Below are 19,392 nucleotides of genomic sequence, written 5' to 3' on the forward strand. Positions count from 1 at the left end.
TCGGCAGTATGCTGCGATGCGAAGAGGAATATAGCGATGCCTATTGGTGAGTTTGGCGGCGCCCCGCCCCTGGCTGCAGAAGGCAGTCCGGTCCTGACGACGCCGATGTACTGGATGTACGAGATGGCCCACGCCTCTCTCAATCCGGCCCGTGCAGTCACCGACGCGACGAAGCTGCTGTTTCAGAATCCCCTCAATCCCTGGGCCCGTACCGAGGTCGGCAAGTCGGTCGCCGCGGCCTGCGAATTGTTCGAGCGCACCACGCGCCGCTACGGCAAGCCGGAGTGGGGCCTCGACGACACCGAGGTCAACGGCCTCCGCGTCCCCGTCGAGATCCGTTCGGTCTGGGAAAAGCCGTTCTGCCGGCTGCTCTACTTCGATCGCAAGTTCACCCGTCCGCTGCGCAGCCCGCAGCCGCGCGTGTTGATCGTGGCGCCGATGTCCGGCCACTATGCGACGCTGCTGCGCGGCACGGTCGAGGCCTTCCTGCCGGCGCATGAGGTCTACATCACCGACTGGGCCGACGCCCGCATGGTGCCGCTCAGCGAAGGGCGCTTCGATCTCGACGACTACATCGACTACATCATCGAGATGCTGCACGTCCTCGGTGGCAACACCCATGTCATGGCGGTGTGCCAGCCTTCCGTTCCCGTCGTCGCCGCCGTCTCGATCATGGAAGCGCGGCGCGATCCGTTCGTGCCGACCTCGATGACGCTGATGGGCGGTCCGATCGATACCCGCCGTAATCCGACCGGGGTGAACGACCTCGCCCAGCAGCGCGGCATCGACTGGTTCCGCAACCACGTCATCACCAAGGTGCCGTTCCCGCATCCGGGCATGATGCGCGACGTCTATCCGGGGTTCCTGCAGCTCAACGGCTTCATCAGCATGAATCTCGACCGGCACATGGACGCGCACAAGCAGCTGTTCGCCAATCTGGTGAAGGGCGACGGCGACCTCGTCGACAAGCACCGCGACTTCTACGACGAATATCTTGCGGTGATGGATCTCTCGGCAGAGTATTACCTGCAGACCGTCGACACCGTGTTCGTGAAGCATTCGCTGCCGAAGGGCGAGATGACCCATCGCGGAACCCTTGTGGATCCTTCCAAGGTCACGCGCGTTGCGTTGATGACGGTCGAAGGCGAGAACGACGACATCTCCGGGCTCGGTCAGACCGAAGCGACGCACGGTCTATGCAGCTCGATCCCCGATCATCGCCGCGTTCATTATGTCCAGAAGGGCGTCGGACATTACGGCGTGTTCAACGGCTCGCGTTTCAAGTCGGAGATCGTGCCGCGGATTCATGACTTCATGGTCTCGGCCGCGAATCCAAAGAGTTTGCAGGCTCTCGCGGCTGAATAATCCTGAATTTCGGCTTTCCCGTCGAAATTTCCGCCCCTGCCGGAGCCTCCGGGAGGGGTGAGTTCCCTCCAGATTCGCGGTATTTAGGTAGCGTTATAGGAGTGAGTCAGCCCTCACCCCTTGGGGGTGTCGCATGCGTCCAGCGGGGGCGAAAAAAGCCGGTTCCAACCCCAGTCTGTAGGGTCTCCCGGACTGAAGAACCCCTGTATATTGGGCAAATGATTTGTTTTTGCGCCGAGCGCTTTCCCTGGCGGTGGTTATGGCAGAATCCGGGCGAACTCCTGCCCCCCGGACTGACAGACATGGCCACTCGCGCACTCCTTTATCGTCGGCCCCACGAACCAAAGACCCTCGTCATCACCCACGGATCGCAGTTTTTCGCGATCCGGCTGCGCCGGCACAGACGCGCGCGCCGCTACACGCTCCGAATTCATCCGAGTGATCGCGAAGCCATCCTCACCATGCCGCCGCGCGGCACGCTGGCCGAGGCAAAAGACTTCGCGACGCGTCACGGCGCGTGGATCGCGGCACGTCTCGGCCGTCTGCCGAAGGCTGCGCCGTTCCAGCCTGGCACGGTGATACCGCTTCGCGGCACGCCTCATCGCATCGTCCATCGCGCAGGCACCCGTGGCACGGTGTGGACCGAGACGCGCGACAGCGGTGAACGCATTCTCTGCGTTGCCGGCGGGGTCGAACATGCCGACCGTCGTGTGCATGACTTCCTCAAGCGCGAGGCCCGCCGCGACCTGCAGCGCTCGGCGGAAGCCTATGCCGCCGAGCTCGGCGTCAGGGTCAAGCGCCTGTCGATCCGCGACCAGTCCAGCCGCTGGGGCTCCTGCACCTCGGCGGGCTCGCTGTCGTTCTCCTGGCGCCTGATCCTCGCGCCACCCTTCGTGCTCGACTATCTCGCCGCCCACGAGGTCGCCCATCTCGTCGAGATGAACCACTCCGCCCGCTTCTGGCGCGTCTGCGGCAAGGTCTGCCCGTCGATGGAGCGCGCCAAGAAGTGGCTCGATACGCACGGCAATGACCTGCACCGGTATGGGGTCGAGGATTAGGGCCTCGCTTCTGACCACACACTCGGTGTCGTCCCGGCGAAGGCCGGGACCCATAACCACAGGGAGAAGTTTGGCGAAGACCAGTTGTTCGGTACTTCGACCTTCCGCGATCGATGGATCACGCGGTATGGGTCCCGGCCTTCGCCGGGACGACACCGTGGTAGGCGAGGGCCTGCCAACTCTCCGCTCTCCCGGGACGACATCGATGCCGCGAGGCAGCATCCAGCGCATTTCGCGCGGTTCTTGTCCGACGCCGCGACGATTGCGCCGGTCGCCCGATTAGCCCCGCCACATCAAACCCTTCGAACGATCCACCCGGCGTCACGCCTGATGTCGCGTTCTACTGTGCATGGGGTTGTTTTCGCAGTTTTTGTTTCGAGGTCACAAGGATCGCAATTCGCAGCTAGCGATTGCCGCCAAACAGCCGGTCCATCAGCCAGCCATCGAGCCCGGCCGCCGCCTCTGGCCGCACATTGGCGCGCGTGGGCTGTGGCGGGCGATAGCCGCCGGCACTCGCCGGTGCCGGTCCCGGTGCTGCTGTCGGCGGCGACACTTGCGAGGCCGCCTGCGCGAGGTTCGAGAGGCCCCAGGTCGCTTGTGAGTTCGGCAAGTTCGCGACCGGCACACCCTCGTGCGCCGTCTTCATGAAGCGCGACCAGACTTCGACCGGCAGGCCGCCGCCGGTGGCCTTCTTGGTCGGCGAGTTGTCGTCATTGCCGAGCCAGACGCCGGTGACGAGGTTGGCGGTGTAGCCGATGAACCAGGCGTCGCGGTAATCCTGGCTGGTGCCGGTCTTGCCGGCCGCCGGCCAGCCCGGGATCTCCGCCTTCTTGGCGGTGCCTGATATCAGCGTCTCCCGCATCATCGTGTTCATCATCCCGACATAGCGGGGATCGATGACCTGGTTGCGCTCGTCGGGCTGGCGCATGTAGAGCAGCTTGCCGCTCAGCGTCCTGATCCGCGTGACGACATGCGGCGTCACCGCGAAGCCGCCATTGGCGAAAGGCGCATAGGCGCCGACCAGCTCGACCGCCGTGACCTCGGAGGTGCCGAGCGCGATCGAGGCGTTGGGCTCGAGCTTGGAGGAGATGCCGAGCCGGTGCGCGGTGCGCACCACGTTCTTCGGCCCGACCTCGAGGCCGAGGCGGATGGCGACCGTGTTGAGCGACATCGCCAGCGCCTGCGTCAGCGTCACCGCGCCGAAATATTCGTGGGTGTAGTTCTCAGGTCTCCAGCCCTTGACCTCGATCGGCGCGTCCTGGCGGACGGTATCCGGCGTCAGGCCCTGCTCGAGCGCGGTCAGGTACACGAATGGCTTGAACGAGGAGCCCGGCTGGCGCTTGGCCGTGACCGCGCGGTTGTACTGGCTGTCGGAATAGTTCCGCCCGCCGACCATGGCGCGCACGGCGCCGTCGGGCGTCATCGCCACCAGCGCGCCCTGGCTGACATTGAACTTCACGCTCTTGGCCGCGAGCTCGTCGATGATGGCGGCTTCCGCCACGCTCTGCAGCTTCGGATCGATCGTGGTCTCGACCTTGATGCTCTCGTCGATCTGGCCGACCAGATCGTCCAGCACCTCGCCGATCCAGTCGGCAACGTAATTGACCGTGCCGGCGCCGGCCGGCTTCACGTTGTAGGAGGGATGGCCGATCGAGGCCTGCGCCTGCGCCTCGGTTATGAATTTTGCGTCCGCCATCGCCGTGAGCACGATCTGCGCGCGCGCTTCGGCGCCTTCGGGGTTGCGGTTGGGCGCAAGGCGCGAGGGCGACTTGACGAGGCCGGCCAGCATCGCGGCCTCGGGAACCGTGACGTTCCTCGCCGACTTGCCGAAATATTTCTGCGCGGCAGCCTCGACGCCGTAGGCGCCGGAGCCGAAATAGACGCGGTTGAGATAGAGCTCCAGGATCTCGTTCTTGGAATGCTTGCGCTCCAGCCAGATCGCGAGCTCCGCTTCCTGCAGCTTGCGCTGCATGGTGCGCTCCTGGGTCAGGAACAGGTTTTTCGCGAGCTGCTGCGTCAAGGTCGAGCCGCCCTGCGACACGCCGCGATGGAGCACGTTGGTCACGAGTGCGCGCAGGATACCGATCGGGTCGATGCCGAAATGCGAGTAGAAGCGGCGGTCCTCGATGGCGATAAAGGCCTTCGGCAGATACGGCGGCAAGTCCTTCAGCGCGACATTGGCGCCGGCCATCTCGCCGCGCTGTGCCAGCATGCTGCCGTCGATGCCGACGATCTGGATCGTCGGCGGGCGCTTGGGAATTTCCAGCGACTGGATCGGCGGCAAATGGGCGCCGACATAGATCACGACACCGATCACCGCGATGACGCCCCACAGGCTCAGCACCGCGCCCCAATAGACCAGGCGGCCGAGGCCGGCACCGAAGCGCGACTTCGATCGCCGCTTGGCGCCGCTGCGGCCGGCCGGTGCCTTGCGCTCGCGCGGCGGCTCCTCGACGGCATCCTCAGCTTTGCGCTTGGCGGATGATTTCGCTGATTTCTTCGGCTTGTCCTCGCCGCCGGGGATGCGGTCCGCAGCCGTGAGGCGCAGATCGGCGAGCGCCGCGGGCAAGCCGAACAGCGGCTCCTTCCGCCCACCCTTTTTCTTTCCCCACGCCATACGCAATACGCCCGGTCAGCCCGCCCCGCCGCACGCTAGCGGTCGCTGTTTAAGGCCGGGTTACCCCGGCGTTAACGCGCGATTAGGAGGTGCGGCATCCGCCCGCCGCAGTTTCGCTTCCAGAGCGCCGGCGCTAGGATCGGCGGCATAAAACAAAGGGAACTCACGAAGGGAGCACGCATGGGCCACATCGATCCGACCAAGGAGATATTTGCGCAATTCCGGGAGAACGATCGCCTGGGCCCGATCCACATGCTCAACCTGGTGCGCTTGCGGAAAGAAGCGGCCTACCCCGACGGCCGCAAGGCCAGCGGCGCGGAGGCCTATGCGGCCTATGGCCGCGAGAGCGGCCCGGTGTTCGAACGCCTCGGCGGCCGCATCGTCTGGCAGGGCAAATTCGAGCTGATGCTGATCGGCCCGCAGGATGAACGCTGGGACCATTGCTTCATCGCCGAATATCCGAGCGTTGGAGCTTTCGTCGAGATGATCCGCGATCCCGTTTACCGCGAGGCGGTGAAGCATCGCCAGGCCGCGGTGGAGGATTCACGGCTGATCCGGCACGCGGTGCTGCCGGTGGGCAAGAACTTTGGAGAGATACCGACGTGATTGTCGTCGAGGGAATCTCGCCTCATCGTCATGGCCGGGCTTGACCCGGCCATCCACGGTCTCTTGCTCGGTCATTCCGGGGCGGCTCGAAGAGCCGAACCCGGAATCTCGAGATTCTCAGGTGCGCAATTGCGCACCATAGTTCGATGCTGTCGCATCGTCCCGGAATGACAGCGAGAGAAACTAACCCGCCGGGCCCGCATCCTCCAGGATCGGGCCGAACAGCTCCCAGCGCTCGCCGTTGAACTTCATCATCTGAAGCTGCTTGTTGACGCGATAGTCGGTCGGCGACGTGTTGGCCTTGATGCCGGGCAAGGCGGTGTCGCCGACCACGTCCTTCAGCGAGGCGGCCTGCTTCATGACGTTCTCGCGCGTCAGGTTGTCGCCGCACTGCTGCAGCACATGGGCGAGGAGTTGGGCGGTGCCATAGCCATAGACGTTGAAGTTCGAATCCTTGTCGCCGTCGGGATAGTACTTCGCCATGAAGTCGAAATATTTCTTCATGCCGGCGTCGTCCTTCCAGGTCGGATCGAGCGGATCCTTGCCGTAGTTGACGCTGATGACGCCCTTGGCAGCGTCGAGCCCCGCCGGCTTCATCACGGCGCCGACCGAGGTGGCGTTGATGTCGACGATCTGCACCGGGTGCCAGCCGATCTCGGCGATCTTCTTGATCGCCTGTGCCGCCTGCTTCGGCGTGGTCGCGCTGAAGAACAGATCAGTGCCGGCATCCTTGATCTTGAGGATCTGCGAATCGATGGTCGGATCGGAGACTTCGTAGGACGCTTCGGTCACGACCATCTTGGCGGCCTTGTCGCCGAGACCGGCCTTGAGCCCGTTCAGATAGTCCTTGCCGAGATCGTCATTCTGATAGAGCACGCCGATCTTGGCGTTCGGATGCTCCTTCAGAATGTACTGGCCGTAGATGCGGCCCTCGACGAAATAGTTCGGGTTGTAACCCATGGTCCAGGGGAAGTTCTTGGGGTCCGTGAACTTCGAGGCGCCGGTGGCCGCGAACAGCTGCGGCACCTTCTTGGAGTTGAGATATTTCTGCACGGCCGCGTTCGAGGGCGTGCCGATGATCTGGAAGGTCAGCAGCACCTCGTCGCTCTCGACGAGCTTGCGCACCTGCTCCACCGCTTTCGGCGGCGAATAGGCGTCGTCATACTGGATCAGGTTGATCTTGCGGCCGTTGATGCCGCCCTGATCGTTGATCATCTTGAAATAGGCGGCCTGGGTCTTGCCGATCGACGCATAGGCCGACGCCGGTCCCGAGAACGGCACGGTCTGGCCGACCTTGATCTCGGTGTCGCTGGCGCCCGGATCATATTTTTTCTGGGCATTGGCCGCTGAGATCGACAGCGCCAGGGTCAGCGCCGTTGCCGTGGCCAGATGCAGCATTCCATTCCTCATTCGCAATTCCCTCAGTTTGTTATTGCCGATGATCTGGCGGGCGCACTGCGCGTCCGACGCCATCGCTGAGGGCGAGTGTGGAGGAGGCGTTGCTGCGACGCAAGGTCGGCATTCGTAGGGTGGGTTAGACGGCGTCTGCGCGTAGCGCAGGCGCTGGCGTAACCCACCACTTTTGTTTCCGCGGAGATGGCCAGTGGTGGGTTACGCCCAGCAGTCTTGCGCTTCGCGCAATCTGCTACGCTAACCCGTCCTACGATCCGTTCGCGATCGCTAGCCCGACGGGCCCGTGTCCTCGATGATCGGTCCGAACAGCTCCCAGCGTTCGCCGTTGAACCTCATCATCTGCATCTGCTTGTTGACGCGGAAGTCGTTCGGCCCGGTGTTGATCTTGATGCCGGGCAGGGCGAAGCTCGGAGTGAAGTCCTTGATGTTGGCGACCTGCCTCATGATGTTCTCACGCGTCAGGTCGTCGCCGCATTGTTTCAGGACCTGGACCAGCAGCTCCGCGACCGAATAGGCATAGGTGTTGACAGTGTTGAGCTTGTCGCCCTCCGGGAAATACTTGTCCATGAAGGCGAAGAAGGCCTTCACGCCGGGATCGTCCTTCCACTGCGGATCGCTGGGCTCCTTGCCATACTGGGTCGAGATGATGCCCTTGGAGATGTCGAGGCCGGCCGGCTTCAGCGTGGCCGAGATCGGGCTCGCATTGATGTCGAGGATGTGCACCGGCGTCCAGCCGAGGTCGGCGAGCTTCTTGATCGCCTGTGCCGCAAACTTCGGCGTCGAGGCATCGAAGAAAACGTCGACGCCCATCGACTTCAGCTTGACCACCTGCGAATCCACTGTCGGGTCCGTGACCTCGTAGGACACTTCGCCGACGATCATGCTGGCGGCCTTGGCGCCGAGGCCGCTCTTGAGGCCCGCGAGATAGTCGCGGCCCATGTCGTCGTTCTGATAGAGCACGCCGATCTTGGCGTTGGGATGCTCCTTGAGAATGTATTTGGCGTAGATCCGTCCCTCGGACACGTAGTTCGGATTATAGGCGATGGTCCAGGGATAGTTTTGTGGATCGTTGAAGCGCGCCGCGCCGGTGGAGGCCAGAAGCTGCGGCACCTTCTTGCCGTTGAGATATTTCTGCACGGCGGCATTGGCCGCGGTGCCGATCAGCTGGAAGGTGAACAGCACCTCGTCGCCTTCGACCAGCTTGCGCACCTGCTCCACCGTCTTCGGCGGCGAATAGGCGTCGTCATACTGGATCAAATTGATCTTGCGGCCGTTGATGCCGCCCTGGTCGTTGATCATCTTGAAATAGGCGGCCTGGGTCTTGCCGATATTGGCATAGACCGAGTAGGCGCCGGAGAACGGCACGGTCTGCCCGATCTTGATCTCGGTGTCGCTCGCGCCGGTGTCGTATTTCTTCTGGGCGAGGGCTTGGCTGGCGGAGAACGCGAAGGCGAGCGCCGCCGTGGCAGTTAGGAAGGCTCTGCGATTGGTCATGTTGGGTTGTTCCTCCTGACGGAATTTTCGACTGATGGTCTTTTCCGTTATTGCAACGGTCGCCATCGCTGCCTGAGATTGTGGAGGAAGGGCAGCCGCCGCGCAAGGATCGCGGCGCTGCGCCGAAGCGTCTCAGGCGAGAAACAATGCGACCAGCGCGACCGCCGCGGGCAGCGCCTGCACGATCAGGATCCGCGTGCTGACGGTCGCCGCGCCATAGGCGCCGGCCACGATCACGCAGAGCAGGAAGAACACCTTGATCTGGAACGCGAAGGCCGGATTGCCGTGGAGTAGGCCCCAGACCAGGCCGGCGACCAGGAAGCCGTTATAGAGCCCCTGATTGGCGGCCAGCACTTTTGTGATCGCGGCCTTCTCCGGCGTATTGCGAAACACCTTCAAGCCTTGCGGCTTGTCCCAGAGGAACATTTCCAGGATCAGGAAATATGCGTGCAGTGCGGCGACCAGCGCCACCAGGACATTGGCGATCAGGTTCAAGTTGAGCTCCCCCAAAAGCGTCAGCTTTCGGGTGGACGTTAGCATGGCCGCCATGGCAAGTGCGATGGGTGTGTTTCGATTGCCTGGTGCCGCAATGCCCGCTCGGTTAACCAAGACGCCTGAACGCTTCGGCCTCGATCGCCTGACGACGCCGATCGGCATCGCGCTGCTGGTCACCGATGCCGAGGGCAATCTGCGGGCGCTCGACTGGGAAGACTATGAGCACCGCATGCGCGAGCTGTTGCGCCTGCATTACGGCGCGGTGGACCTCAGCGATCAGCCAGCGCCGACTGGGATGCGGACTGCGCTGTCGGGCTATTTCGAAGGCGATCTCGATCAGCTCTCTGGGATCGCGTGGCGCATTGCCGGCACGCCGTTCCAGCAGAAGGTCTGGAGCGCGCTGGCTCACATCCCTGCCGGCACTACGATGAGCTACGGCGCGCTCGCCGCAAAGATCGACATGCCCAGAGCCATTCGTGCCGTCGGTCATGCCAATGGCTCCAACCCGATCAGCGTGGTGCTGCCCTGCCATCGCCTGATCGGCGCGGATGGCTCGCTGGTGAAATACGGCGGCGGCCTCGAGCGCAAGCGCTGGCTGCTGCGGCACGAGGGAGTGGAGGTTTGAAGGCGTAGAGCGCGAACCTCACCACTGGTCATTCCGGGGCGCCCGAAGGGCGAACCCGGAATCTCGAGATTCTCAGGTGCGCAATTGCGCACCATAGTTCGATGCTGCGCATCGCCCCGGAATGACGGCGAGAGTCACGCCGCCGGTTGCACCGCCTTGTCGCCGGCCATCACATGGGTCAGCGCGCTCTTGATCGCGGACTGCCGGGTCGGCGCGTTGATCTGCGCGCCCAGGAGGTCGGTGACGTAGAATACGTCGCGGGCGCGTTCGCCGAAGGTCGCGACATGGGCCGAGGCGATGTTGAGATTGAGCTTCGAGATCGCGGTGGTCAGCTCGTAGAGCAGGCCGGGGCGGTCGAGGCCGGAGACCTCGATCACGGTGTAGCGGTCCGACCATTGGTTGTTGATGGTCACTTCTGGCTCGATCACGAAAGGCCGCGCCTTGCTGCGCACGGTGCGCCGCGCCACCACCTCGGGCAGGCGCAGCTTGCCTTCCAGCACGTCCTCGATCATCTCGCCGATGCGCGTCGCGCGCCTTCCCTCGTCCTCGTCGCGGTCGTATTCGCGCGAGATCGAGATGGTATCGAGGGCGCGGCCATCGGTCGTGGTGTAGATCTGCGCGTCGACGATGTTGGCGCCGGCCGAGGCGCAGGCGCCGGCGATGATCGACAGCAGCCAGGGATGGTCGGCGGCGAAGATCGTGAGCTCGGTGACGCCGCGCACCTCGTCGAATCCGACATTGATCGCGAGCTTGTGGCCGGCCTGCTCGCTGGAGCGCACGAAGCGGGCGTGGCGGATTTTCCGTGGCAGCTCGACCTTGAGCCAGTAGGCCGGATAGTGCCGGCCGATATAGGCATCGAGCTCGTCCTTCGGCCATTCGGCGAAGGCCATGCGGAATTCGGCATGCGCGGCGGCGAGGCGTTTTCCCCGGTCGACTTCCGAGAAGCCGCCTGTGAGCACCGGCTCGGTCTCGTAGTACAGCGAGCGCAGCAGCTGCGCCTTCCAGCCGTTCCACACGCCGGGGCCGACGCCGCGGATGTCGGCGGTGGTGAGGATCGTGAGCAGCTTCATCTGCTCGACCGACTGCACCACGGCGGCAAAGTTCTCGATGGTCTTGCGATCGGAGAGGTCGCGCGACTGCGCGACCGTGGACATCGTCAGATGCTCCTCGATCAGCCAGGCCACCAGCTCGGTGTCGGCCGGGCTGAAGCCGAGCCGCGGGCAGAGCCGCCGCGCCACCTTGGCGCCGGCGATGGAGTGGTCCTCCGGCCGGCCCTTGGCGACGTCGTGCAGGAGCGTGGCGATGTAGATCACCGCGCGGTGCTCGGGTCTCGTTTTGCGCATCAAATCGCTGGCCATCGCAAACTCCTCGATGCCGCCGCGCTCGATGTCCTGCAGGAAGCCGATGCAGCGGATCAGATGCTCGTCGACGGTGTAGTGATGATACATGTTGAACTGCATCATCGAGACGATCTTGCCGAAGGCGCGGATGAAGTGGCCGAGCACGCCGGTCTCGTTCATGCGCCGCAGCACGATCTCGGCGTTATCGGAGGTCAGGATCTCCATGAACAGCCGGTTGGCTTCGGGATTCTCGCGCAGTTGCGCGTTGATCAGGCCGAGCGACCGTGTCACGTCGCGCATCGCATCCGGATGGAAGGCGAGGTTGTTCTTCTGCGCCAGGCGGAAGATGCGGATCAGATTGACCGGATCGTGCTTGAACACGTCGGGCGCGGCGACGTTGATGCGGTTGTTGTCGACGATGAAGTCGTCGCTGTCAGGCACGCGTCGCTTCACCTGGGTCGGCCGCAGCCGCGCCATCACCCGGCTCAACACCGGCGCGGGCTTGGCCTGCTGGTCTTCCAGCTTGGCGCAGAGGATGGCGGTGAGGTTGCCGACTTCCTTGGCGACCAGGAAGTAGTGCTTCATGAAGCGCTCGACGTCCTGCATGCCGGGATGCGAGGTGTAGCCGAGCCGGATCGCGATCTCGCGCTGAAGATCGAAGGACAGGCGCTCTTCGGCGCGGCCAGAGTAGAAGTGCAGATTGCAGCGCACCGACCAGAGGAAGTCGGCGCAGCGGCGGAAGCTGCGATATTCCTGCGCGTCGAACACGCCGCGCTCGACCAGTTCGTCGGTGTCGCGGACGCGATAGACGTATTTGGCGATCCAGAACAGCGTGTGCAGGTCGCGCAGCGCGCCCTTGCCGTCCTTGACGTTGGGCTCGACCAGATAGCGCGACTGGCCGCCGCGGCGATGCCGCTCCTCGCGCTCGGCGAGCTTGGCCGTGACGAATTCGGACGCGGTGCCCTGCACCACTTCCTTGTCGAAGCGCTCGACCAGCTCGTCATAGAGCGGTTGGTCGCCGGTGAGGAAGCGCGTCTCCAGGATCGCGGTGCGGATGGTCATGTCGCCGCGCGCCTGCCGGATCGATTCATCGACCGAGCGCGTGGCGTGACCGACCTTCAGCCCCATGTCCCAGAGGCAATAGAGGATGGCCTCGGCGACCTGCTCACCCCAGGCGGTCTGCTTGTAGGGCAGGATGAACAAGAGATCGATGTCGGACTCCGGCGCCATCAGGCCGCGGCCATAGCCACCGGTCGCGACCACGGCCATGCGCTCGGCCCCGCTCGGGATCGGTGAGCGGTAGAGATGACGGGTCGCGGCCGAATAGAGGATGCGGATGATCTCGTCCTGGACATGGCACAGCCGCTCGGCGCAGCGGCGGCCGTGGCGATCCTTGAGCAGGATCGCCTGCGCCGCGGCGCGCGCCGCGATCAGCTCGGCCTTGAGCAATTGCGCCATGGCGGTGCGGAACGCGTCCTCGCGTCCCTCGTGCTTCTCGGCAAGCGCATCGACCGCGGCGGTGATCCGCGCGGTGTCGAAGCGATCGTCCACCTGTGGCTTCTGCTCAGTTGCGACGCTGTCCATGTCTCACCGGATATAAGAGGTGACAGGCGCTGTCACCCGTCATTCGCGAGCAATAGTCGTTCCGTGCTGGAAAAGGCCGGCTTCGGGCAAATCTGTTCTCGGCCGGCACCCTTTCAAGGGTCGGATTTTCTCGTTGACCTCTAGATATAACTCATTGAAAAACAATGAAGTTTTGGAGGAGGTTGGGTATGGCCGGGATTACACGACGCATTCTGCTGGCGGGAGCTGTGGCGCTCGCGATAGCCCCTGCGGCTCAAGCCGCCGATCCGCTCAAGGAAATCCGCATCGACTGGGCGACTTACAACCCGGTGTCGATGGTGCTGAAGCAGAAGGGGCTGCTGGAGAAGGAGTTCGCCAAGGACGGCATCACCATCACCTGGGTGCAGTCGGCCGGCTCCAACAAGGCGCTCGAATTCCTCAACGCCGGCTCGATCGATTTCGGCTCGACCGCGGGCTCGGCGGCGCTCGTGGCAAAGATCAACGGCAACCCGATTAAGTCGATCTACGTCTATTCGCGTCCCGAATGGACCGCGCTGGTAACGGGCAAGGACTCCAAAATCGCTGATGTGGCTGACCTCAAGGGCAAGCGCGTCGCGGTGACGCGCGGCACCGATCCGCACATCTTCCTGGTGCGCGCACTGCTGGGCGCGGGCCTGACTGAAAAGGACATCACGCCCGTGCTGCTGCAGCACGCTGACGGCAAGACCGCGCTGATCCGCGGCGATGTCGACGCCTGGGCCGGTCTCGACCCCATGATGGCGCAGGCCGAAGTCGAGGAAGGCGCAAAACTGTTCTATCGCAAGGCCGACGCCAACACCTGGGGCATCCTCAATGTGCGCGAGCAGTTCCTGAAGGACTATCCGGACGCGGCCCGCCGCGTGCTCGCGGTGTATGAGGAGGCGCGCAAATATTCGCTGGCGAATTACGACGAGCTGAAGAAGACCTTCATCGCGGTGACCAAGCTCCCCGAGGCGGTCGTCGACAAGCAGCTCAAGGAACGTACCGAGCTCACCCACAATCGCATCGGCGCGCCGCAGCGGGAGTCGATCCTCGCCGCCGGCCTCGCGCTGCAACAGGCCGGCGTGGTCGATGTCAAGGTCGACGTGAAGGCCACGCTCGATGCCCTGATCGACGACCAGGTCCCGCTGCCGACGAACTAGTTCGCAGAGGAGAGGCAGGTGCGCGCAACAAACTCCGCCGTCGTCCCGGGCAAGCGTAAGCGCAGACCCGGGACCCATAACCACAGGGAGTGATTGTTGTGCGAGGCGGTCACTCCGAGTCCCGGTAACCACACCTTCCTGTGGGTATGGGTCCCCGGATCGGCGCGCGCTTGTGGCGCGCTTGTCCGGGACGACGGCTGAGATTGCCGCGCTCCCTTGCATTCCCTCACCAGACGAGCTTCCTACCGGCCATGATCTCCGACGCGCCAGTGCTGCAACAATCATCGGAACCAGCTGAGAGTGCCGCCGCGCCGTCGCGGCTGTCGCGCTATGCGCGGCCGGTGCTGGGGCTGCTGCTGCCGGTGACGCTCGCGCTCGGCTGGGAGCTCGTAGTCTGGTCCGGCTGGTCCAACGGGCGCCTGGTGCCGCCGCCCTCGCGCATCTTCACCACCATCACCGAGCTTGCCCGCTCCGGCGAGCTGGTTCGCCATGTCGCCGCGACGCTGTGGCGTGTCTCGCTCGGCTTCGCCTTCGGCGTGATCGCGGGCACCTTGCTCGGCGCGATCTCCGGCTATTGGTCGCTGGCGCGGCGGCTGCTCGATCCGACCGTGCAGGCGCTACGCGCGATCCCGTCGCTGGCCTGGGTGCCGCTGTTCATCCTGTGGCTCGGCATTTTCGAGACCTCGAAGATCGCGCTGATCGCGGTCGGCGTGTTCTTTCCGGTGTATCTGGGCGTGATGGGCGCGATCCTCTCGGTCGATCGCAAGATCGTCGAGGTCGGCCGCACCTTCCGCCTCTCCGGATTCGCGATGATCCGCCGCATCCTGCTGCCCGCGGTGCTGCCGGCCTATGTCGTGTCGCTGCGCGTCGGTCTTGGTCTCGGCTGGATGTTCGTGGTCGCGGCCGAGCTGATCGGTGCCTCCGAAGGTCTCGGCTATCTCCTGCTCGACGGCCAGCAGCTCGGCAAGCCCGCGCAGATCCTGGCCGCCATCGTGATCTTTGCCATCCTCGGCAAGCTCACCGATTGGCTGATCGAGGTTGCGGCCGCGCCATTCCTGCGCTGGCAGGACGCTTTCGGTCGCGCGAAGGGAGCTTGAGGCGATGCTGGCACTCGACCGGATCAGCAAGACCTATCCCAACGGCGTCGAGGCGTTGGCGCGTTTCTCCGCCGAGATCAGGCAAGGCGAGATCATCGCCATCATCGGTGGCTCCGGCTGCGGCAAGTCCACGCTGCTCCGTGCCATCGCCGGCCTCGATCGTGCCAGCTCGGGCACGGTGACGCTCGATGACGAGGCGATCGCCTCGCCGCACGCAAAGATCGGCATCATCTTCCAGGAGCCGCGGCTGCTGCCCTGGCTCAGCGTCGCCGACAATATCGGCTTCGGCCTCGCCGATCTGCCCGCCACCGAACGGCGCGCGAAGGTGGCACGCGCGCTCGAACGCGTCGGGCTTGCGGATAAGGCACAGGCTTGGCCGCGCGAGCTCTCCGGTGGGCAGGCGCAGCGCGTCGCGATCGCCCGCGCGCTGGTGCCGCAGCCCGAGGTGCTGCTGCTCGACGAGCCGTTCTCCGCGCTCGATGCCTTCACTCGTCGCGATCTCCAGGATCACCTGCTGGATCTGTGGGCCGACACGCGGCCGACCTTGATCCTCGTCACACATGACGTTGACGAGGCCGTGGTGCTGGCCGATCGCGTGCTGGTGATGCGGCCGCGGCCGGGCCGGCTGTTCGACCGGATCGAGATCAATCTCGGCCGGCCGCGCGACCGCAATTCGCAGCTGTTCGAGACTTTCAAGCGAAGTGTGCTGACATCACTCGACCGTTCGCTCGACCGCAGCGTGCCCGACCGGGACGCAACCCAGGGTCCCGGTCAGGCCATGTGGTGGTGACAATGCCCCGGTAAGCCGGTACATCGAGAGGCGATTTTTCCGGGAGAGAACAATGGACGCCGCTGAACTGCGCCAGATGCAGGCCCCGATCAAGGAGCGCTACAAGACGGATCCCAAGGCCGCGCTGATCACGTTGAAGGCCAAGGGTTCCACCGACAGCGAAGGGATCGCGTGCAAGGTCGAGACCGGCCGCGCCATCGCGATGGCTGGCCTGCATCCCGCCACCGGCGGCTCCGGCCTCGAGCTCTGCTCCGGCGACATGCTGCTTGAAGCGCTGGTGGCCTGCGCCGGCGTCACGCTGAAATCGGTCGCGACCGCGATCGAGGTGCCGCTCAGAAGCGGCAACGTCTATGCCGAGGGCGATCTCGATTTTCGCGGCACGCTCGGCGTCGACAAGGAGACGCCGGTCGGTTTCGCCGAAATCCGCCTCCGCTTCGAGGTCGACACGCCGGCGCCGCAGGACAAGCTCGATCTGCTGCTCAAGCTCACCGAGCGCTATTGCGTGGTCTACCAGACCATCAAGAACGGCCCGAAAGTCTCGGTGTCGATGCAGCGGATGTAAGGCGAAGACCGCAGCCTGACAATCGGTGTCGTCCTGGCGAAAGCCAGGACCCATTACCCCCAATACCAATTGTCTTGCGGTACCGGCAACTACGACCGTTTAACACAGCGAAGCCTGTGGTTATGGGTCCTGGATCGGCGCTCACTTCGTTCGCTGGTCCAGGACGACGAAGAAAAAATGTCCCTCGACCTCCACTTCATCCTCTTTCTCCTTCTGCGCATGGCGATCGCGGCGGCGTTCGTGGTGACGGCGTCGATCATCACCGAACGCTCGGGGCCGGTGATCGGCGCGCTGATCGCGACCCTGCCGGTGTCGGCCGGTCCATCTTACGTCTTTCTTGCGATCGATCATGACGCCGCCTTCATCGCGCAGGGTGCGCTGGCGAGCCTGCCGGTCAATGCAGCGACGATCTTCATGTGCCTCACCTATGTCGTGCTGTCGCAGCGGCACAGTCTCGTGGCGAGCTGCGGAAGCGCTTTCGCGGTGTGGATCGCGATGGCCTCGATCATCCGCCAGTTCGAGTGGTCGCTCACCGCCGGGCTCGCCGCAAATTTGATCGCATTCGGCATCTGCATTCCGCTGCTCGCAGGCTATCGCCATGCGAAGATGCCGCTGGTGACACGCCGCTGGTACGACGTCCCCATGCGGGCTGCGCTGGTCGCGACGCTCGTCGCCATCGTGGTCTCGACCTCCGGCTGGGTCGGTCCCCGCATCAGCGGCATCATCGCGCTATATCCGGTAGTGTTCTCCAGCATCATGGTGATCCTGCATCCGCGCATCGGCGGTCCGCCGACGGCCGCCGTCCTCGCCAACTCCGCGTGGGGCCTGCTCGGATTCGGCATGGCGATTGCCGTGATGCACGTCGCGGTGGTGCAGTTCGGCTCCGCTGTCGGTTTGACTCTCGCACTCGGCACCTGCGTCACCTGGAATTTGACGCTGTGGGGGATTGGTCGGCGCGCGATGCGCAAGGCGCGACAGGAGCCGTGAGACTACGGACAAACACGACACGGCGTCGCGCGAATACGTTATGCCAAACTCAATTCGCGTCGATGGGATGATGCGGCATCTCCTCAAGCCGTTGAATGAGAAACATCATTTCAGGTCTTTCCGTTTTTTCCCGGCTTGAGCGTCGCTGTCGATCGCGCGGACAGGCTAATCCGTCGGCCGCCGAAATCCGATATTTCTATTAGAACTTTGTTCGAGCTTTTCACGTACGAATCGGATCGCAGATCCGATTCCGATCCCGTCCGCGCAAATTGGCGCGGCTCTCTTTTTCAAGCGAACGGCCCGCGGGAGCCGCAGACTGAGATACGGCGACGCTGCCGCGCGGTCACATCCTGGTTCCGACGGGCGCGTCCCCATCGGTGGTATTTCGAGACGGAGATTCTTTGATGTTTGGTCGCAAGTCCCGCAGTGATTCGGACGCGCAACTCGCCGCCATCGGCCGCTCGCAGGCCGTGATCGAGTTCGCGATGGATGGTACGATCCTCAACGCCAACCAGAACTTCCTGAGGGTGCTCGGCTATTCCCTCGACGAGATCAAGGGAAAGAAGCACGCCATGTTCGTGCCGGCCGATCAGCGTGACAACGCCGAATACAGGGCGTTCTGGGCGCAGCTGGGCCGCGGCGAACCGCAGGCCGACGAATTCAAGCGAATTGGCAAGGGCGATCGCGAGGTCTGGATCGAGGCGTCCTACAATCCGGTGCTCGATGATGCCGGCAAGCCCGTCAAGGTTGTGAAGATCGCGACCGACATCACCGCGAAGAAAATCCGGAGCATGACGGAGGCCTCCAAAGTATCCGCCATCAGCCGCGCCCAGGCGGTCATCGAGTTCAAGCTCGACGGCACCGTCGTCACCGCCAACGAGAATTTCTGCAAGGCGCTCGGCTATTCGCTGGCCGACATCGAGGGCAAGCATCACAGCATGTTCATCGAGGCCGCCGAGCGCAACGGCGCCGGCTATCGTCAATTCTGGGCCGCGCTCAACCGCGGCGAATACCAGGCCGGCGAGTTCAAGCGCATCGGCAAGGGTGGCCGCGAGGTCTGGATCCTCGCCTCCTACAATCCGCTGCTCGATGAGAAGGGCAAGCCGTTCGGCGTCGTCAAGTTCGCGACCGACATCACCGCAGAGAAGCTGAAGAACGCCGACCTCGCCGGCCAGATCGCGGCGATCGACAAGGCCCAGGCCGTGATCGAGTTCAACATGGACGGCACGATCATCACCGCCAACGCCAACTTTCTCGGCGCGCTCGGCTATTCGCTGGCCGAGATCAAGGGCAGGCATCACAGCATGTTCGTCGAGGCCGCCGAGCGCGACGGCGCCGGCTATCGCGAGTTCTGGGCCGCGCTCAACCGCGGCCAGTACCAGGCGGCCGAGTACAAGCGCATCGGCAAGGGCGGCAAGGAGGTCTACATCCAGGCCTCCTATAATCCGATCCTCGATCTCAACGGCAAGCCGTTCAAGGTCGTGAAATATGCCACCGATACCACGCGGCAGGTGCTGGTCCGCATGGGCAACGAGCGAGTGCGCGGCATGATGGAATCGGTCGCCGCCGGCTCCGAGGAGCTGAACGCTTCGGTGCGGGAGATTTCCGAGGCGATGACCAAATCGCGCGAGACCGCGATGAGCGCGGTCGATCAGGTCGCCGCCGCCGACGCCCAGGCGCAGCGCCTCACCGAGGCCGCGCAGGCGATGAGCGGCATCGTCGAGATGATCAACAACATCACCGGTCAGATCAACCTGCTCGCGCTCAACGCCACGATCGAATCCGCCCGCGCCGGCGAGGCCGGCCGCGGCTTCGCGGTGGTCGCCTCCGAAGTGAAGAGCCTCGCCAACCAGGCCAAGCAGGCGACCGACAAGATCGGCCAGGAGATCGGCAGCCTCAACGGCATTTCCGGCGACGTCGTCAGCGCGCTCGGCTCGATCAAGCAGGCGATCAACAATGTCAGCGAATACGTGACCTCGACCGCCGCCGCGGTCGAGGAGCAGAGCACTGTCACGAACGAGATGTCGACCAGCATGCAGCGCGCAGCCGCGGAAGCCGCGGCGATCGCGGCAAGGGCGTAAGCCAAGAGCTCGGGATTCGTAGGGTGGGCAAAGGCGCGCACTTCGCGCCGTGCCCACCATCCTTCCGCGAATTCGCATTGCATGGTGGGCACGCTTTCGCTTTGCCCACCCTACGGCA

The 19,392-nt window shown here is 64.1% G+C and carries 15 protein-coding genes; 10 read left to right on the top strand and 5 right to left on the bottom strand.

Annotated features, from left to right (window positions below; all coding sequences use genetic code 11):
• Positions 1–36 precede the first annotated feature (36 nt).
• Together JQ592_RS14685 and JQ592_RS14690 are read left to right on the top strand one after the other, a co-directional pair.
• The gene (locus tag JQ592_RS14685; RefSeq protein WP_211403544.1) at positions 37–1,365 is read left to right on the top strand and encodes a polyhydroxyalkanoate depolymerase; all 1,329 of its coding nucleotides are present in this window, start codon (positions 37–39) and stop codon (positions 1,363–1,365) included.
• Positions 1,366–1,583: 218 nt separating this feature from the next.
• Complete coding sequence (locus tag JQ592_RS14690) at positions 1,584–2,423, top strand: M48 family metallopeptidase (RefSeq protein WP_211403545.1); 840 nt, start codon at positions 1,584–1,586, stop codon at positions 2,421–2,423.
• A 403-nt stretch (positions 2,424–2,826) separates the two neighbouring features.
• Here JQ592_RS14690 and JQ592_RS14695 read toward each other — a convergent pair whose 3' ends face one another.
• Entirely contained in the window at positions 2,827–5,040 is a 2,214-nt protein-coding gene (locus JQ592_RS14695; RefSeq protein WP_211403546.1) for a transglycosylase domain-containing protein, read from the bottom strand.
• Between the two features lie 180 nt (positions 5,041–5,220).
• Here JQ592_RS14695 and JQ592_RS14700 point away from each other — a divergent pair, with 180 nt between their 5' ends.
• Positions 5,221–5,646 (top strand): DUF1330 domain-containing protein, encoded by a 426-nt coding sequence (locus tag JQ592_RS14700; RefSeq protein WP_211403547.1) that lies wholly within the window; start codon positions 5,221–5,223, stop codon positions 5,644–5,646.
• 183 nt (positions 5,647–5,829) lie between these two features.
• Here JQ592_RS14700 and JQ592_RS14705 read toward each other — a convergent pair whose 3' ends face one another.
• From JQ592_RS14705 to JQ592_RS14715, 3 genes are all read right to left on the bottom strand, one after another.
• Complete coding sequence (locus tag JQ592_RS14705; protein ID WP_211403548.1) at positions 5,830–7,056, bottom strand: ABC transporter substrate-binding protein; 1,227 nt, start codon at positions 7,054–7,056, stop codon at positions 5,830–5,832.
• A gap of 270 nt (positions 7,057–7,326) precedes the next feature.
• Positions 7,327–8,553: an ABC transporter substrate-binding protein gene (locus JQ592_RS14710; protein WP_211403549.1), complete on the bottom strand. Its 1,227-nt coding sequence runs from the start codon at positions 8,551–8,553 to the stop codon at positions 7,327–7,329.
• A gap of 132 nt (positions 8,554–8,685) precedes the next feature.
• The gene (locus JQ592_RS14715; protein ID WP_211403550.1) at positions 8,686–9,093 is read right to left on the bottom strand and encodes a DUF1304 domain-containing protein; all 408 of its coding nucleotides are present in this window, start codon (positions 9,091–9,093) and stop codon (positions 8,686–8,688) included.
• 49 nt (positions 9,094–9,142) lie between these two features.
• On the opposite strand from JQ592_RS14715, the gene JQ592_RS14720 reads away from it, so the two are divergent.
• Entirely contained in the window at positions 9,143–9,673 is a 531-nt protein-coding gene (locus tag JQ592_RS14720; RefSeq protein WP_211403551.1) for a methylated-DNA--[protein]-cysteine S-methyltransferase, read from the top strand.
• A gap of 134 nt (positions 9,674–9,807) precedes the next feature.
• Here JQ592_RS14720 and JQ592_RS14725 read toward each other — a convergent pair whose 3' ends face one another.
• Entirely contained in the window at positions 9,808–12,597 is a 2,790-nt protein-coding gene (locus JQ592_RS14725) for a [protein-PII] uridylyltransferase (RefSeq protein WP_211403552.1), read from the bottom strand.
• A 188-nt stretch (positions 12,598–12,785) separates the two neighbouring features.
• Between JQ592_RS14725 and JQ592_RS14730 the strand changes: the two genes are divergently transcribed.
• The 6 genes from JQ592_RS14730 to JQ592_RS14755 all read left to right on the top strand — a co-directional run bounded on the left by JQ592_RS14730 (position 12,786) and on the right by JQ592_RS14755 (position 19,274).
• Positions 12,786–13,757 carry an aliphatic sulfonate ABC transporter substrate-binding protein gene (locus JQ592_RS14730; protein ID WP_211403553.1) on the top strand — a complete coding sequence of 324 codons (972 nt, stop codon included), beginning with the start codon at positions 12,786–12,788 and terminating at the stop codon, positions 13,755–13,757.
• Between the two features lie 251 nt (positions 13,758–14,008).
• The gene (locus tag JQ592_RS14735; protein WP_211403554.1) at positions 14,009–14,854 is read left to right on the top strand and encodes an ABC transporter permease; all 846 of its coding nucleotides are present in this window, start codon (positions 14,009–14,011) and stop codon (positions 14,852–14,854) included.
• Positions 14,855–14,858: 4 nt separating this feature from the next.
• Positions 14,859–15,644 carry an ABC transporter ATP-binding protein gene (locus JQ592_RS14740; protein ID WP_211403555.1) on the top strand — a complete coding sequence of 262 codons (786 nt, stop codon included), beginning with the start codon at positions 14,859–14,861 and terminating at the stop codon, positions 15,642–15,644.
• Between the two features lie 52 nt (positions 15,645–15,696).
• Positions 15,697–16,206 carry an OsmC family protein gene (locus tag JQ592_RS14745; RefSeq protein WP_211403556.1) on the top strand — a complete coding sequence of 170 codons (510 nt, stop codon included), beginning with the start codon at positions 15,697–15,699 and terminating at the stop codon, positions 16,204–16,206.
• 177 nt (positions 16,207–16,383) lie between these two features.
• Positions 16,384–17,193 (top strand): hypothetical protein, encoded by an 810-nt coding sequence (locus JQ592_RS14750; RefSeq protein ID WP_211403557.1) that lies wholly within the window; start codon positions 16,384–16,386, stop codon positions 17,191–17,193.
• A gap of 404 nt (positions 17,194–17,597) precedes the next feature.
• On the top strand, positions 17,598–19,274 hold the full coding sequence (locus JQ592_RS14755; protein WP_211403558.1) for a methyl-accepting chemotaxis protein: 1,677 nt from the start codon (positions 17,598–17,600) through the stop codon (positions 19,272–19,274).
• Positions 19,275–19,392: the final 118 nt, after the last annotated feature.

Source organism: Bradyrhizobium iriomotense (genome assembly GCF_018129405.1).
GTDB classification, from domain to species: Bacteria; Pseudomonadota; Alphaproteobacteria; order Rhizobiales; family Xanthobacteraceae; genus Bradyrhizobium; species Bradyrhizobium iriomotense_B.

Coding starts and splice junctions, on each gene's coding strand:
- JQ592_RS14685 (WP_211403544.1), top strand. CDS start 37: ATGCCTATTGGTGAGTTTGGCGGCGCCCCGCCCCTGGCTGCAGAAGGC.
- JQ592_RS14690 (WP_211403545.1), top strand. CDS start 1,584: ATGATTTGTTTTTGCGCCGAGCGCTTTCCCTGGCGGTGGTTATGGCAG.
- JQ592_RS14695 (WP_211403546.1), bottom strand. CDS start 5,040: ATGGCGTGGGGAAAGAAAAAGGGTGGGCGGAAGGAGCCGCTGTTCGGC.
- JQ592_RS14700 (WP_211403547.1), top strand. CDS start 5,221: ATGGGCCACATCGATCCGACCAAGGAGATATTTGCGCAATTCCGGGAG.
- JQ592_RS14705 (WP_211403548.1), bottom strand. CDS start 7,056: ATGAGGAATGGAATGCTGCATCTGGCCACGGCAACGGCGCTGACCCTG.
- JQ592_RS14710 (WP_211403549.1), bottom strand. CDS start 8,553: ATGACCAATCGCAGAGCCTTCCTAACTGCCACGGCGGCGCTCGCCTTC.
- JQ592_RS14715 (WP_211403550.1), bottom strand. CDS start 9,093: ATGCTAACGTCCACCCGAAAGCTGACGCTTTTGGGGGAGCTCAACTTG.
- JQ592_RS14720 (WP_211403551.1), top strand. CDS start 9,143: ATGCCCGCTCGGTTAACCAAGACGCCTGAACGCTTCGGCCTCGATCGC.
- JQ592_RS14725 (WP_211403552.1), bottom strand. CDS start 12,597: ATGGACAGCGTCGCAACTGAGCAGAAGCCACAGGTGGACGATCGCTTC.
- JQ592_RS14730 (WP_211403553.1), top strand. CDS start 12,786: ATGGCCGGGATTACACGACGCATTCTGCTGGCGGGAGCTGTGGCGCTC.
- JQ592_RS14735 (WP_211403554.1), top strand. CDS start 14,009: ATGATCTCCGACGCGCCAGTGCTGCAACAATCATCGGAACCAGCTGAG.
- JQ592_RS14740 (WP_211403555.1), top strand. CDS start 14,859: ATGCTGGCACTCGACCGGATCAGCAAGACCTATCCCAACGGCGTCGAG.
- JQ592_RS14745 (WP_211403556.1), top strand. CDS start 15,697: ATGGACGCCGCTGAACTGCGCCAGATGCAGGCCCCGATCAAGGAGCGC.
- JQ592_RS14750 (WP_211403557.1), top strand. CDS start 16,384: ATGTCCCTCGACCTCCACTTCATCCTCTTTCTCCTTCTGCGCATGGCG.
- JQ592_RS14755 (WP_211403558.1), top strand. CDS start 17,598: ATGTTTGGTCGCAAGTCCCGCAGTGATTCGGACGCGCAACTCGCCGCC.